This is a genomic window from Microcoleus sp. Pol12B4 (assembly GCF_036701385.1).
Taxonomy (GTDB): domain Bacteria; phylum Cyanobacteriota; class Cyanobacteriia; order Cyanobacteriales; family Microcoleaceae; genus Microcoleus.
This window is the reverse complement of the sequence record NZ_JAUBQR010000006.1, coordinates 19073-32722: the sequence shown is the minus strand read 5'-3', so window position 1 is coordinate 32722 and position 13650 is coordinate 19073. Positions and strand designations below refer to the sequence as shown.

Genomic DNA, 13650 nt, shown 5'->3' with positions numbered 1-13650 from the left:
ATTACTAAAAGTTAAAATTCCACACCAAAGTTTTGTCAAAACTTTGACTACATTCGGAACTGTTCGACTTCGGGAGTATAGCCGATCGGCAAAACGTAATCCAGATTCTCGTGGGGACGAGCAATTATGTGATACGATAGCAACTTTCCGCCATCGACCTTTTTAACTGATTCAATTCCAGCAGCAACGGCTGCTTGCACTTCAGAAACATCTCCTCGCACTATTATTGTCCAGTAGGCGCGGGTTATTTTCTCATAGCGAACTAAAGTAACACGGGCTGCTTTCACCATTGAGTCCGCAACTTCTACTGCAGCGGGAAATCCTAAGACTTCAACCATTCCCAGTGCAACACCCATTACAACATTCTCCTAAATTTCACAAGATATCTGACACTCATTGTATGTGAAATTGTTGACAGAAATTGGTTCCGATGATTTTGGTAAGCTAGAAGTCCGATCACCCAAAATTTAAAAAGCCCCTAAAAAGCCCCACAAGCTGTTGCAGCATTTAAATCCCACAGCAGGGCGCGCGCAGCAAAGCCCGCCACACAAGACTTTGAATCAAAACACCCGTGCAAATTAGATGCGCCACAGCTTAGTTTCTCACCAGCGGCAAGTCGTATGACAAGCTCGCCGAGCGATTTTCGGGACTTTGGGCTCAACTCATCCAGCCGCGGCGCGACACAAAACTTGAGGGAACTCCCCCAGATCCCGGCTGTGGAGTCTATCTAAAATCTAAAATCTAAAATCTAAAATCCACTGAGTGATTCAAAACTCGTCTAACAACCACTCCGAGGCTCTTTCACCCAAATCTAGGGGAACGCTGACAGCTTTACCCAAGCGCGGGCGATCGCGAGTAGTTACGATGTATTCTCTCACCTGTTCTGTGCTCCCCCAGCCGTTGAGGTAATTGGCCACCGCATCCAAATGCTCGAAATAATCAGCCTCCGTCATGGGAAAAGATGCCTGTTCTAGATATTTCCACATAACTTGCACAAAAATCTTGCCCCGTGTTCGCCGCAATCTGATATCGTAAGACTTTCCCCATTTTTCTAGCAGTAGTTGGTGTAAATCCTTGCCCGTCATGGTTGCTCCTGAGTTAATCCATTAAACAATAAAAGACAAAGTTCAAAAAATGTAATAATACTCTAATAAAGGCTGGAAGGCGCATTCTTAAAAGGAATTTTCGCGGCCTAAAATTTGTGCGAGCAGATTAACGGCAATTATCCTCCTTCCTCTGCACGTACAGGTTCGCTAACAGCTAACAAACAAACAAACGTAACTTAAAACCGTAAAGGCAGGTCATGGCTCAATCTTCTGCTGGAAATCCCGATGTTCCCGATATGGGGCGTCGCCAATTTATGAATTTGCTGACGTTCGGTACAGTCACAGGTGTTGCACTCGGCGCACTCTATCCCGTTGTCCAATATTTTGTTCCTCCGTCGAGTGGGGCAGTTGGCGGCGGAGTGACAGCTAAAGATGCTTTAGGTAACGACATCATCGTTAGCGAATATTTGACTTCGCACCCTGCGGGCGATCGCACCTTAGCCCAAGGTCTCAAAGGCGACCCCACCTATGTTGTGGTGAAAGAAGACCAATCTATCGCCGACTACGGCATCAATGCAGTTTGCACTCACTTGGGTTGCGTCGTGCCTTGGAATGTTAGCGAAAACAAGTTTATCTGTCCTTGCCACGGTTCTCAATACAACAATGAGGGCAAAGTGGTGCGCGGCCCCGCGCCTTTGTCTCTGGCCCTGGCCCACGCCACTGTCGCAGATGACAAGATCGCTTTTACAACTTGGACAGAAACTGATTTCCGCACCGGCGAAGCACCTTGGTGGTCTTAAACTATTTTGGATTTTAGATAGGAGATTTTAGATAGGGGGTGAATGGTGAAAACCATAGATAATTGCATCCCTAAAGCACTCTCAAAATCCAAAATCCAAAATCCAAAATCCAAAATCCAAAATCCAAAATCCAAAATTGTCTGACCTTTGAGATTGAATACTCTAATGCCACAAACTAATTTATCTGCGATATTTCGCCGCAGTGCCAGGACGATCGCGAAAACAGCCTTAATTGCGATCGCCGCTGCAGGATTTTTCCTCACCAGCGATATCGCACTTCCCCAAGCAGCATTTGCTTACCCTTTCTGGGCTCAGCAAACTGCACCCGCTACTCCCCGCGAAGCAACAGGCCGGATTGTTTGCGCTAACTGTCACCTCGGTGCAAAACCGACTGAAGTTGAAGTACCGCAATCTGTTTTGCCAGATACGGTGTTTGAAGCTATTGTCAAAGTTCCCTACGATACTAACGTTCAACAAGTTGGGGGCGACGGCAGCAAAAGCGGCTTGAATGTAGGCGCTGTAGTGATGTTGCCCGAGGGTTTCAAAATTGCTCCCGCTGACAGAATTCCCGAAGAAATGAAGGAAAAAGTCGGCGATCTTTACTTCCAACCTTACAGCGAAACCCAAGAAAATATTGTTTTAGTGGGCCCAGTACCGGGAGAACAGTACAAAGAATTGGTATTCCCAGTTTTGTCGCCTAATCCGGAAACTGACAAGTCCGTTCACTATGGCAAATACCAAATTTATGTTGGTGGCAACCGCGGTCGCGGTCAGGTTTATCCTACTGGCGAAAAGAGCAATAATACTGTTTACAATGCTTCGGTAGCTGGCACCATTTCTAAGATTGCTCAACCTGAAGATGGCGGTTATCAAGTGACAATTCAACCTGCCCAAGGTGCAGCCGTTGTTGATACGATTCCAGCAGGCCCAGAACTGATTGTTTCCGAAGGACAAACAGTTGCAGCAGGCGAACTTTTGACGAACAATCCTAATGTGGGCGGCTTCGGTCAAAAAGACGTGGAGATTGTGCTGCAAAGTGCAGGTCGAGTTAAAGGATTGATGGCTTTCGTGGCTATAACCATGCTGGCTCAAATCATGCTGGTTCTCAAGAAGAAACAGGTCGAAAAAGTTCAAGCTGCTGAAATGAATTTCTAAACGCGGCTGTAATTAGTTGGGTAAGGTGTTCTATGCACACCCAACTATTAGGTAAGTAGGGCGGGTATTCCCCGCCTTATTCTTTGATAAATAACCAGTAAAATAATGTTAATTGATGAGAAGATAGTTGAAGTAGGCCCGCTGCAATGGTTTTATCGGGAAACAAATCCGGTTAACGAAACGGGTAAACTGCCCGTACTGCTGCTGCACGGTTTGCCATCCCAGAGTTTTACCTGGACTGTAATGATGCCGGATTTGGCTGCACAGGGATTTAGATCGATCGCCCCTGATTGGGTGGGCTACGGGCGATCGACAAAACCAGACAAGCGCGACTTTGCCTACACTCCCGATGCTTTTGTTGACGCCCTCGCTGGCTTTATTCAAGCTATAGAATTAGACCGCTTTTCCCTCGTTGTCCAAGGATTTTTAGCTTCAGCCGGAATTCAATACGCTTTACGCAATCCCGATAAAATTGAGCGTTTAGCCATCATAAATACACCTGTTTCACCAGATATCAAATTGCCTTGGAAAATGCAGCAGTTGGGGCTACCTTTTATTGGTGACATGATGACGCAAGACCCGCTTTTGGTTGACAGAACTCTCGAAGGTGGCAGCCGCCAGACAATATCAGACAAGGATTTAGATGTTTACCGCAGCCCGTTTTTGAAGAGTTCGGATGCAGGTCGATCGCTGATGAATACTGTCCGCAATATTCAATTGCCGCAGTCAATGGCCGAAATTGAATCCGGCTTGAAAGGATGGACTCGACCAACTTTATTTGTTTGGGGTTTGACAGATCCTTGGCTGAGTGTTGAACCAGTTCAAAAGCTAGTCGGTTCCCTGCAAAATGCAGAGTTAGTCACACTGGAACAAGCGGGGCATTATCCTCAAGAACATTGGTCAGAAAAAGTTGGCAATTCTGTGATCACTTTTCTGCGCCGCCAGGAGGTAAAATAATATTTTGTACATAACTCTCGGTGCTAGGTCAGTGAACCAGCTCCTCGCCGAGCTGCATTCCCAGGCAGAGCCTGAGAACGAGAAATCTAAAATCTAAAATCTAAAATCGATATGACTCGTCCCCGTTCAATTTTTGCCTTGATGATGGCGTTTTTGATGGCATTTCTGGTTAGTTGCAGCAGTGTCGAAGCAAAAGTTCCAACGACTTACACAGCAGCCCAAACCCAGCAAATTCAGCGCTATGTTCCTACTCTGACCGAGTTCCGATCGCGCATGGATAAACTGGGAACCTTAATTCAAAAACAAAATTGGGTTGATACCAGAACTTACATTCACGGGCCTCTAGGCGACTTGCGGAACACCATGAAAACCGTCTCTGCGAGTTTGTTGCCTAGTTCTCAACAACAAGCTGTTGATTTAACTAAGAGTTTGTTTAGCGAGTTGGTTAACATCGATCTTGCTGCTAAAGAGCTTGACTATGCAAAAGTCACGGCCAGCTATCAAAAAGCTGTCAATGATTTCGATACCTTTTTGCAGCTAATTCCTAAAGCTTAATAGCTTTAGGGGTTTGTAGGCTTGGCAATGGATGGGTGTCAAATTAAGACTGAAACCCATAATAAATATCGCTTGTCGTCGAGTCTAGATCCTCCCTAACCCCCCTGAGTAAGGCGGGGACAAGAGTATTCAAACTCCACCTTAAAAAGGGGGGCAGAGCATTCAAAGTCCCCCTTTTTAAGGGGGATTTAGGGGGATCGAGACTTCGAGACAAACGATAAAAACAGAGGATTTTACTGTTAATTTGACACGCTTTGCGCTCAGAACCATACGAAAAACTTCTATAAAATCTAAAATCTAAAATCTAAAATCTAAAATTTAAAATTTAAAATTGAATGATTCGCGTTGCAATTATTGGTTGCGGTATTGTTGGGGCTTCGATCGCCTTTGAACTAAGTCAATTTCCCGAACTGAAAGTTACTGTGTTCGACAAACAGCCGCCGGCACAAGGTTCGACTGGCGCTGCACTCGGTGTTTTGATGGGAGTTATCAGCCACAAAACTAAGGGTAGAAATTGGCAGTTGAGGGAAACCAGCCTTCAGCGCTACGAAACTTTGATTCCCGAATTGGAAGCAGTTACGGGGCGAAAAATTCCTTTTAACAAACAAGGAATTTTAATGCTTTTTTCCGAGGGAGAGGATTTAATTAAGTGGGAAAATTTGATAGCAACTCGCCGTTCTCAAGGTTGGCAATTGGAACTTTGGGATGTGGAACGAGTGCGAGATCGCTGCCCTCATCTCTATTTAAATGCTCAGATTATTGCTGCGATTTATTCGCCTCAAGACCGGCAAGTCGATCCGACGGCGCTAACTTTGGCTTTGGTTGATGCTGCTGAACGAAATGGGGTAATTTTTGAGTTTGGCGTGGAAGTTGAAGCAGCGGCGATTGCTGCTAGTTTGGAGTTCGATCGAGTAATTGTGGCGGCTGGTTTGGGTTCTGGTGCTGTGACTGCATCCTTAAATCAGTTGGTTGACATTCGCCCGGTGTTGGGACAAGCGCTGCATTTGCGATCGGCCAATCCTGTAGGAAACCCAGATTTTAAGCCGGTAATTACGTGCGATGACGTTCACATTGTGCCTTTGGAAAATCAGGAATATTGGGTGGGGGCGACGGTGGAGTTTTCAGAAAATGGCGGGGAAATTCAGGCGAATGCTGATATGTTGGCGCAAGTGATGGCGAGGGCGAGTTTGCTTTGTCCCGCCTTAGCAGAAGCTGAAATCATCAGGAAATGGTCGGGATTGCGCCCGCGTCCGGAAGGGCGGCCGGCCCCAATTATCGAGACGCTTCCGGGTAACGATCGCGTTCTCATCGCCAGCGGCCACTATCGCAACGGTGTTCTGCTGGCCCCTGCAACAGCGCGATCGATTCGAGAAATGATTTTGCAATAATTAACAAATGTTAATACAATCAAGATAGCCATTCATATCTTACATTTAAATATGTCCGACAAACCTTTAGGTAAACCGCGCTCTTTGTGGCGAGTAATTTTGCTGTCTGGAGTCAGCTTGCTGCTATATTACGGATGGTACAAATGGATTATTCAAGAAGAATTGCGTCGCTATAACGGCAGCGGTTGGTCGGGAACTTTTTGCTTGCTTCCTTTTGTTTTAGGAGTAGCCGTCCCCCAAGCTTGGCGGATACTCGACCCTGACGTTCCCGGATGGTTTGGTTGGTTTTCCTTGCTAGGTATTGCTTGGATTTACATCGTGCAGTTCAAACTTTACAAGACAGTTAACGAATTGTACCGCCAAGAAGGAATTAAAGAACCGCTAACCGTATGGTGGATTTTTGTACCCGGTTTAAATTTAGTTGTCGGCTTGCGGCAAATTCACTTTTTGAGCCAGTTTTGGGCGAGAAAACAGGGAATTCAAGTTAAGGATAACTTAGCCGAAAGCATTCCTTTCCTCTCAGCTAACGCCTAAATAAATTAAGCTCCAATCGCTTGGCGCTGCGAGTAAATTTCTTCTATAAGCAGGTCACGCAGTTCATCCGCAATGTCCGTGGGAGAAGTGCCTGCGAGGGCACGTCCAATCAGCCGTTCTGCTTCCCAGAGTTGGGCACACTCAATGGCAAGTACGGCGGCGCTCCGATGCAGTATAGAACGAGTAGGCTCAAAATTCCATTCGTTTGCTACTAAATCCGCTGCCGCCCGTTCTTTCGCAAAGGCGGCTCTGGTGAGTGCAGTCACTTGGTCGATATCACCGCACTGACGGGCGAGAACGGCTCGATCGACCAGTTCCATTGCTTCGTGGTGAAGGGCTTCTACGGTCTGCATTTTTTGACGATCCGTGCTTTGGGAGTACCGAACTCAAACAGATACATAGCCAGGAGCTACGTCATCTGAAGGGCGGATTTGTTCTAATTTGATGTTAACTCTGGCTTGAATAATGCTGTCAGAACCTTTACGAATCCCGGAGACTTCTAAGCGGGCTTTGCGTTGAAATAGCGTGCCTGGATCTTCGAGCGAACCAAGCCAAAAGTCAAAACCTAAGCCTTTACCTTTGACTGAGCGTTCGATGATGATGAGTCCAGTGAGGTGAGGCATGATGAGCGCCGCGATACCGTAGGCTCCATATTCAGTGGCAACTTCCCGATCGGCGTTGAACCGACGGATAGTATCATCGATCGCATCCCATTGAATTTGGATTTCACAGGGTTGAATCCCCTCGATTGTCAGCGTCACAGGGATAGAGTGTCCTCCATCGTCGAGGCAAACGGCGGCTGCATCTGCACAGATGGCTCCGAAGGTGAGTGACCAGCCTGGACGTTCGGGCTTGTTCTCGCGCAGGTCATTCAGGAAGAGAATTTTAATCGGGTTAAGGTTGGTCATCTGAGGAGATGGCTCCGGGCGATCGCATCTCCAGAATCTTACAGCATATAGTCTTCAGTCATTTTGTTCTTTTAGCGAGTTCACCAGAATTTATGGTTAAAAACCAAAGTCTTGGTAAAGCCGCCCTTACCGATAACTTTTCACCAGAACCTATTCGGCAAATCCGCAAGAATGAGTTTGAGTTCCGGTTCGTTAACCCGCTTAATTGCTTTAGGAATACTTACCCACTGCCGCTTTCTCTTGCTAGCTTCCGGCCAAATTTCCAGAACGGCTTGCACTTGCATTAAAAATACTCCTACCTGACAAATATAGCCGGACTTTTGATACTCGTAAGTTCCCAGCAAATCCGGAAACACTTTACCCAACAAACCTGCTTCTTCCCAAGCTTCCTTGGCGGCGGAATCTTGGGGAGTCATGTCAGGTTCAATTAATCCTTTAGGAATCACCCAGCGCTTGCTAGCCGAAGAAGTAATCAGCATTACTTCAATTTTTCCGTCTTGAATGCGATAGGGAATTACCCCCGATTGCTCAATCAGTAAAGCGGTTTTTATACTCATGATTTATGTCATGATTTATGCAATATGTCTGGGTGCAAAAGCTGCTGCAACCTCATGAACTGTTTACCACTAAAAAATAAACATTGTATCCTGATGCTACATGAGTCCCCATTAGAGACAAGAACAAAGTGAGGAATAGAGATATTTGGCTTTTAGACTTTGTGGAAAGTAGCAAATTTAAATGCACTCCCACTGAACAATTATATTATTATAATAACCGCGCGCTATCCTCTACCGACAAGCCGATAAAAGCCGATCGCCAATATCTGCCTTTATCTACGCCGGTATGGGGTTTTACACCTAATCTTTCTTCGCCTTAGCCTCCAAATTCTCCATCCGACTCCTCAAATCTTGATTCTCCTTTTTCACCTGGTCTAATTCCTCCCGCAACTGCTTTACCGCTGCATCAGAACCAGCATTTTTCTGCACTCTTTGCACAGCTTCATCAGCCATGCGGCGGACGCGACCATCGGGAGTTTGGTCAGCTAAAGAACGCAAAATGCGAATTGCTTTGCGAGTTTGCATTTGTCCTAATCCCACTACTACAGAGACTTGAGTCAAGAAAAACGTCTCTTTAGATAATTCTGCCAATCGCTGCAAAATCCGTTCTAAATTGACCTTCGTTTGACCAGTCGAAATTGTGCCCAAAGATCGAATTGCAGCCAAGCGCAAAGCTTGCGGAGTACCCGCGGCTGTGTATTTCAAAATTAGATTCAGCGCATCTTCAGAAGTTTTCATCTGCGCCAAACCTGCGATCGCACCCGATCGCACTACCTCATTCCAGCCCTGACGCTCTTTGAGCACCAATTTTAACTCTTTCAGTACCTGTTCGTCGGTCGGTTTTTCGTCGGGGTTAGCCCCTGCAATAGAACCCATAGCACTCGCTGCTGCTGCTTCTACGTAATAGCTGTCGTCGCCTTTTTCGACGATCGACCTCAGCGCTTTATAAGTTTCGTGAGTTTGGATTTTACCCAGCGCATTCACCACAGCGCGACGAACACGAGCATCTTTATCTTTTAAACCACTTACTAAACCTTCAAAAACTTGGTCGAGTTTAATTTCAGCTAACTGACCGGCAATTTCGGCCCGTACTCCCCAGAACGGCTCTTTCTTGAGAACTTCTGACAGCGTTTTCACCGCTTCCAGCCCTCCCTTTTTCGCCAAAGCGTGGGCAGCGTAAATCCGGGAAACTGGGTCTGGATCGAACTGCAACTGAGCTTTGAGTTCGGCAACTCCATACTCTAAAACGACTGTTTTTAAGTAACTATTGCCGACATCGAAACTGATAAACGCAGGCTTCTCTTCTAGGGGGAAATAGAAGCTTTGCTCGCGTTCGTATATTCTGACTGTGAAAGTTTTTAGGTTAGCAGTAGAACGTACATAAATGTTATCTTCTGCATCTTTTTCCGGCTTGTAACCGAAGCCTATGGGAATTTTTAGGTCAAAAACCTCTTTGCTGTTGCCGTTGCCATTTTTGCTATCTTTTACCTGAGTTTGGGTGACAGTAACTTTTGCTAATTTGCTGTCGCCATCCCAGGAATAAGCAACTTTATAATCTGGATGACCGCCGCGATAAACGTACTGGTCAAACAAAAACATGAGATTGCGACCGGTAGCCTTTTCTATCGCCCTGAGCAAATCGATCGTTTCTACAGTTTTGTGAGCGTTATCCCCCACAAAAGTGTGAATTGCTTTGTAAAATAATTCGTCGCCCAACTCGGCGCGAATCATGTGATAGACGCAAGCGCCTTTTTCGTACAAATGGCGATCGTACAATTCAATGGCTTCGCGGTAAACGTGAGTAACGATCGGGCGCCGGTAGCGGGAACTGTCTTCAGCTAAATAATTGCGGGCTTCATTTAACATATAGTAAGCCGCGTCTTCTTTGCCATATTCTTTGTCAGTCCACAGCACCTCGGAATAAGAAGCCATACCTTCTTTCAGCCAAGCATGAGACCAATGTTTAATTACTACTAAATCACCGAACCACTGGTGAGCCAATTCGTGGGCGACTAAGCTTTCAGTGCCACGATTGTCGAGGGTGGCACGTTCGTCTAACAAGCACCTATCTGTCAGCAAAGTTGTGGAAGTATTTTCCATACCGCCGAAGATGAAATCATCGACGCAGACTTGAGCGTATTTGGGAAAAGGGTAAGGATAGCCAAATGCTTGAGAAAAAAATTCAATCATTTGAGGCGTTTTGCCCATGCTGCGCTTAGCGTCTGCTTCGCGGCTTCTTTCCACGTAATAATTAACTGGTTTGCCGTTCCATTCGTCTTTAATTTCGGCAAAATCTCCGACTGCTAAGGTCATTAAGTAAGTCGGGTGTACCTGGGTTTGGGACCAGTGATAAATTTTATCGTCGCCTTCGTTTTTTGTACTAATTAATTCCCCGTTGGAAATAGCAAATAGTTGTCTCGGAACTTGCACCCGAATTTCCGAAGTAGCGAGTTGTCCAGGATAGTCGAAACAGGGAAACCAGAAGCGGGAATCTTCATCTTCGCCTTGAGTCCAAACTTGTGTTGGTTTGTCTGGATAGTGTTTGTCCGGGCCGACGAAATAGAGTCCTCGCTGGGGTTTTTCGACCGAGTATTCGATCGCAATTGTAATTGCTTGGTAAGCTTCGGTTGGTTCGTGTAGTTGAATTTGCAGCACTTCGCCATCGCTGTCGAAATTTTGCTCAATTTCGCCGACTTTTACTGATTTAATATTCAGGTTGACCGCATCTAAGGTTAATTTGTCAATACCGCTGCGGACTGGATTGATGCGGATGCTGCAAGTGCCACGAAAGCTTTGTTTGGGAATATTCAGCACTATGTCGAGGAAAATATGCTCTACTTGACCGGGGCGATCGGGGTTGTAGTGGGGCCTGGCACCGGGCATCTCGAAGGATTTGTGACCGTTTTCAGAATCAAAGTAAGTGTATGACATTGTGATGGCAAAGTTGTGAGTCGATCGGCGATCGCTGGCAGCGCAGATCCGGCTGAACTGCCAGCTTATTATAGAGTAGCGCGTCCTAGTTGCTGTTGTCGCTAACTTGTTAAAAACTGGGTCGAGCGTTGACGGGATGGAAAATATGATTTTTTCGCTACAATATCAGCAAGGTTAATGTCTGCAATCATCAGCCTGCAATTGAAATTGAGAGGGAAATCTGTATGACAGCTACACTATCAGTTCCCAGTTCGATCGAATCTTGGCTTGGCGACGAAGCCGAAGACTTGCTCACCCATCAAGCAAAAATTTCTAAAGATTTGTTGCACCTGCCGGGCCCGGATTGGGTCGATCGCATTTTTGCTCAAACCGATCGATATCCTCAAGTTTTGCGATCGCTTCAGCAACTCTATTCTAGCGGACGCTTGGCAAATACCGGCTATTTATCCATCCTGCCCGTAGACCAAGGAATAGAACACTCGGCAGCCGCTTCTTTTGCACCGAATCCCATCTATTTTGACAGCGAAAATATCATTAAATTAGCAATTTCTGCTGGCTGCAATGCTGTCGCGACAACGCTGGGAGTTTTGGGAAGCGTATCTCGCAAATACGCGCATAAAATCCCTTTTATTGTCAAGCTCAATCACAACGAGCTGCTGACTTATCCCAATCAATTCGACCAAATAATGTTTGCTACCGTCGAGCAAGCTTGGAATTTGGGAGCAGTTGCAGTGGGAGCAACAATTTATTTTGGTTCTCCGGAATCGACGCGACAAATCCAAGAAGTCAGTCAAGCTTTTGCTCACGCTCACGAATACGGAATGGCGACAATTTTGTGGTGTTATCTCCGCAACGATATCTTTAAACAAGACAAAGATTATCATGTTGCAGCCGATTTAACCGGGCAAGCAAATCACTTGGGAGTGACAATTCAAGCTGACATTATCAAGCAGAAATTGCCCGAATGCAACAACGGCTATGGAGCAGTTGCTAAAGCAAGCGGCAAGAGTTACGGCAAAACCGACAAGCGCGTTTATTCGGATTTGACAACGGATCACCCGATCGATCTAACTCGCTATCAAGTTCTCAACTGTTATGCGGGAAGGATGGGTTTAATTAACTCCGGCGGTGCTTCAGGGAAAAGCGATTTTGCAGAAGCAATTCGCACGGCAGTAATCAACAAGCGCGCTGGCGGCTGTGGCTTAATTTCCGGTCGCAAAACTTTTCAGCGTCCCTTTGAAGAAGGTGTAAAATTGTTCCACGCAATCCAAGACGTTTATTTGTCGCCAGAAATCTCGATCGCCTAAAAATTTACCGCACAGAGATTGGCCTCAACATCACAACCTAAATGTAGGTGTTCCCGACCTACAAATCGTCGTAAACGTAAGGTGCACACTGTGCACCTTACGTGATTAAAATTCCTTAATCTAAGTTGCAACTTAGCTGTAGTATTAATACTAGCTGAACATATATACAGACACAGTATATAAATTTAAAAATGCCCTACAGCCTTGTTTTAAACCTGCGGCCAGTTGCACCAATTCCATCCCAGTTTTTAACGGGGCGGCATCTCCACGCTTTGTTTTTGAACCTTGTGAGTGCTGTAGACAGCGATTTGAGCGCGTACTTGCACGACCCATCTCATGAAAAAGCTTTTACTTTAAGCCCTTTTCAAGTAAGCAGAAAAGAATCTTATAAAAGCAGTACGCCACAGCCACAAAAGAGAGTTTTGCCTCCGGCTTCCAGCACTATTCCGCAGACTGTACAGTGGGAACACAAGCAAGCAATTCAGGAAAATACGCCGATTTGGTGGCGAATTTCTCTGCTGGATGACGGTTTGTTCGATCGCCTAGCTCAACTTTGGCAGCAACTGAATTTCGAGATCCCTTGTCATCTCGGTCCTACAAATATATACATTACTAATATTTTGAGCGAACCGCAATCAAGCCAGCCTTGGGTAAACTTTTGTACTTACGCCGAATTGTTCGATAGAGCTTCGGAAACTGAGCGCCAAATTGCTTTTACTTTTTGCACTCCTACTAATTTTCGGCAAGGTGTATACGATAGTGCTATGCCGACTAGAGAAAGTATTTTCGGCAGTTTAGCGAATCGCTGGAACAAGTACAGCAGGATTGCGATCGAACCTACTTTCACAGAAGCTATTTTTCCCAGTTTCTTCGATATCCGAACCGAAGTTTGTACTGATTCTCGCAGTAAATTTATTGGCTGCGTCGGCGATATTAGTTACCGAATTATGGGGGATATAGCTCCTGCTACTATCAAGCAAATTAACACTTTAGCAGATTTTGCACTTTACAGTGGAGTCGGGCGAAAAACGCCGATGGGTATGGGAATGACGCGCAGGTTGCAGAATTTTTAATCATTCACTTTTGGGCTGAATTTCACTGACGATTTCATAAACATTTGTATCTGGTATTTTGGCAAACAAAGGCGTCATCTGCTTCAATATTTCCTGATAAGCTTCGCTTTGATTGGCTGCCATATCTTCTACGCTTTCCCAAAAAATGATGGCAATACCTTTGTCTGTATTGGGCAATTGCAGCAGGTATGCTCCCTTAAAACCTGTGGCATAAGTTGCAACGGCTTTTTCAAAAAGTTGTTCTGCCGCTTCAAATTTTCCGGGTTTAAATTCGCCAATGGCAACGTAGGCAAACTGATGTCTGAGAAAGTCTAGAAATTCTGACATATCTTTTTCCTCACTTAATAGCGATACAGCAAGTTATATTTTACCCGATCGCCAGAAATTTGTGAACTGCAGAGGTTGGAGTTTCGCGCTTAGCTCATCGGCGGATTTATTA

The 13650-nt window shown here is 45.7% G+C and carries 15 protein-coding genes; 8 read left to right on the top strand and 7 right to left on the bottom strand.

Features of this window, described 5'->3' with window-relative positions; genetic code table 11:
- Positions 1-47: 47 nt before the first annotated feature.
- Together QUA38_RS02010 and QUA38_RS02005 are read right to left on the bottom strand one after the other, a co-directional pair.
- A complete protein-coding gene (locus tag QUA38_RS02010) occupies positions 48-356 on the bottom strand; it encodes a carbon dioxide-concentrating mechanism protein CcmK (RefSeq protein WP_006631236.1) in 309 nt (102 codons plus the stop codon).
- 411 nt (positions 357-767) lie between these two features.
- Positions 768-1085 carry a DUF3067 family protein gene (locus tag QUA38_RS02005; protein WP_190661639.1) on the bottom strand — a complete coding sequence of 106 codons (318 nt, stop codon included), beginning with the start codon at positions 1083-1085 and terminating at the stop codon, positions 768-770.
- Positions 1086-1303: 218 nt separating this feature from the next.
- On the opposite strand from QUA38_RS02005, the gene petC reads away from it, so the two are divergent.
- The 6 genes from petC to QUA38_RS01975 all read left to right on the top strand — a co-directional run bounded on the left by petC (position 1304) and on the right by QUA38_RS01975 (position 6435).
- A complete protein-coding gene (gene petC, locus QUA38_RS02000; protein WP_333066278.1) occupies positions 1304-1846 on the top strand; it encodes a cytochrome b6-f complex iron-sulfur subunit in 543 nt (180 codons plus the stop codon).
- 165 nt (positions 1847-2011) lie between these two features.
- Positions 2012-3001, top strand: coding sequence for a cytochrome f (gene petA / locus QUA38_RS01995; protein ID WP_333158749.1), 990 nt, complete (start codon positions 2012-2014; stop codon positions 2999-3001).
- 105 nt (positions 3002-3106) lie between these two features.
- On the top strand, positions 3107-3958 hold the full coding sequence (locus tag QUA38_RS01990; protein ID WP_333158747.1) for an alpha/beta fold hydrolase: 852 nt from the start codon (positions 3107-3109) through the stop codon (positions 3956-3958).
- 111 nt (positions 3959-4069) lie between these two features.
- A complete protein-coding gene (gene psbQ, locus QUA38_RS01985; protein WP_333158745.1) occupies positions 4070-4513 on the top strand; it encodes a photosystem II protein PsbQ in 444 nt (147 codons plus the stop codon).
- A 335-nt stretch (positions 4514-4848) separates the two neighbouring features.
- Complete coding sequence (locus tag QUA38_RS01980) at positions 4849-5901, top strand: FAD-dependent oxidoreductase (RefSeq protein WP_333158743.1); 1053 nt, start codon at positions 4849-4851, stop codon at positions 5899-5901.
- A gap of 51 nt (positions 5902-5952) precedes the next feature.
- Positions 5953-6435, top strand: coding sequence for a hypothetical protein (locus tag QUA38_RS01975; RefSeq protein WP_333158741.1), 483 nt, complete (start codon positions 5953-5955; stop codon positions 6433-6435).
- A 5-nt stretch (positions 6436-6440) separates the two neighbouring features.
- Here QUA38_RS01975 and QUA38_RS01970 read toward each other — a convergent pair whose 3' ends face one another.
- From QUA38_RS01970 to QUA38_RS01955, 4 genes are all read right to left on the bottom strand, one after another.
- Complete coding sequence (locus tag QUA38_RS01970; RefSeq protein WP_333158739.1) at positions 6441-6788, bottom strand: hypothetical protein; 348 nt, start codon at positions 6786-6788, stop codon at positions 6441-6443.
- Between the two features lie 33 nt (positions 6789-6821).
- Positions 6822-7343 carry a hypothetical protein gene (locus QUA38_RS01965; RefSeq protein ID WP_333158737.1) on the bottom strand — a complete coding sequence of 174 codons (522 nt, stop codon included), beginning with the start codon at positions 7341-7343 and terminating at the stop codon, positions 6822-6824.
- A 140-nt stretch (positions 7344-7483) separates the two neighbouring features.
- Positions 7484-7900 (bottom strand): NUDIX hydrolase, encoded by a 417-nt coding sequence (locus tag QUA38_RS01960; protein ID WP_333158736.1) that lies wholly within the window; start codon positions 7898-7900, stop codon positions 7484-7486.
- 300 nt (positions 7901-8200) lie between these two features.
- Entirely contained in the window at positions 8201-10831 is a 2631-nt protein-coding gene (locus QUA38_RS01955) for a M1 family metallopeptidase (RefSeq protein ID WP_333158734.1), read from the bottom strand.
- Between the two features lie 224 nt (positions 10832-11055).
- On the opposite strand from QUA38_RS01955, the gene QUA38_RS01950 reads away from it, so the two are divergent.
- Together QUA38_RS01950 and cas6 are read left to right on the top strand one after the other, a co-directional pair.
- The gene (locus QUA38_RS01950) at positions 11056-12138 is read left to right on the top strand and encodes a class I fructose-bisphosphate aldolase (protein WP_333158732.1); all 1083 of its coding nucleotides are present in this window, start codon (positions 11056-11058) and stop codon (positions 12136-12138) included.
- Positions 12139-12329: 191 nt separating this feature from the next.
- Complete coding sequence (gene cas6, locus QUA38_RS01945; RefSeq protein WP_333158730.1) at positions 12330-13211, top strand: CRISPR-associated endoribonuclease Cas6; 882 nt, start codon at positions 12330-12332, stop codon at positions 13209-13211.
- Here cas6 and QUA38_RS01940 read toward each other — a convergent pair whose 3' ends face one another.
- A complete protein-coding gene (locus tag QUA38_RS01940; protein WP_006631248.1) occupies positions 13212-13538 on the bottom strand; it encodes an antibiotic biosynthesis monooxygenase in 327 nt (108 codons plus the stop codon).
- Between the last annotated feature and the right edge of the window lie 112 nt (positions 13539-13650).

Coding starts and splice junctions, on each gene's coding strand:
- cas6 (WP_333158730.1), top strand. CDS start 12,330: ATGCCCTACAGCCTTGTTTTAAACCTGCGGCCAGTTGCACCAATTCCA.
- petC (WP_333066278.1), top strand. CDS start 1,304: ATGGCTCAATCTTCTGCTGGAAATCCCGATGTTCCCGATATGGGGCGT.
- QUA38_RS02005 (WP_190661639.1), bottom strand. CDS start 1,085: ATGACGGGCAAGGATTTACACCAACTACTGCTAGAAAAATGGGGAAAG.
- QUA38_RS02010 (WP_006631236.1), bottom strand. CDS start 356: ATGGGTGTTGCACTGGGAATGGTTGAAGTCTTAGGATTTCCCGCTGCA.
- petA (WP_333158749.1), top strand. CDS start 2,012: ATGCCACAAACTAATTTATCTGCGATATTTCGCCGCAGTGCCAGGACG.
- QUA38_RS01940 (WP_006631248.1), bottom strand. CDS start 13,538: ATGTCAGAATTTCTAGACTTTCTCAGACATCAGTTTGCCTACGTTGCC.
- psbQ (WP_333158745.1), top strand. CDS start 4,070: ATGACTCGTCCCCGTTCAATTTTTGCCTTGATGATGGCGTTTTTGATG.
- QUA38_RS01960 (WP_333158736.1), bottom strand. CDS start 7,900: ATGAGTATAAAAACCGCTTTACTGATTGAGCAATCGGGGGTAATTCCC.
- QUA38_RS01970 (WP_333158739.1), bottom strand. CDS start 6,788: ATGCAGACCGTAGAAGCCCTTCACCACGAAGCAATGGAACTGGTCGAT.
- QUA38_RS01975 (WP_333158741.1), top strand. CDS start 5,953: ATGTCCGACAAACCTTTAGGTAAACCGCGCTCTTTGTGGCGAGTAATT.
- QUA38_RS01950 (WP_333158732.1), top strand. CDS start 11,056: ATGACAGCTACACTATCAGTTCCCAGTTCGATCGAATCTTGGCTTGGC.
- QUA38_RS01980 (WP_333158743.1), top strand. CDS start 4,849: ATGATTCGCGTTGCAATTATTGGTTGCGGTATTGTTGGGGCTTCGATC.
- QUA38_RS01965 (WP_333158737.1), bottom strand. CDS start 7,343: ATGACCAACCTTAACCCGATTAAAATTCTCTTCCTGAATGACCTGCGC.
- QUA38_RS01955 (WP_333158734.1), bottom strand. CDS start 10,831: ATGTCATACACTTACTTTGATTCTGAAAACGGTCACAAATCCTTCGAG.
- QUA38_RS01990 (WP_333158747.1), top strand. CDS start 3,107: ATGTTAATTGATGAGAAGATAGTTGAAGTAGGCCCGCTGCAATGGTTT.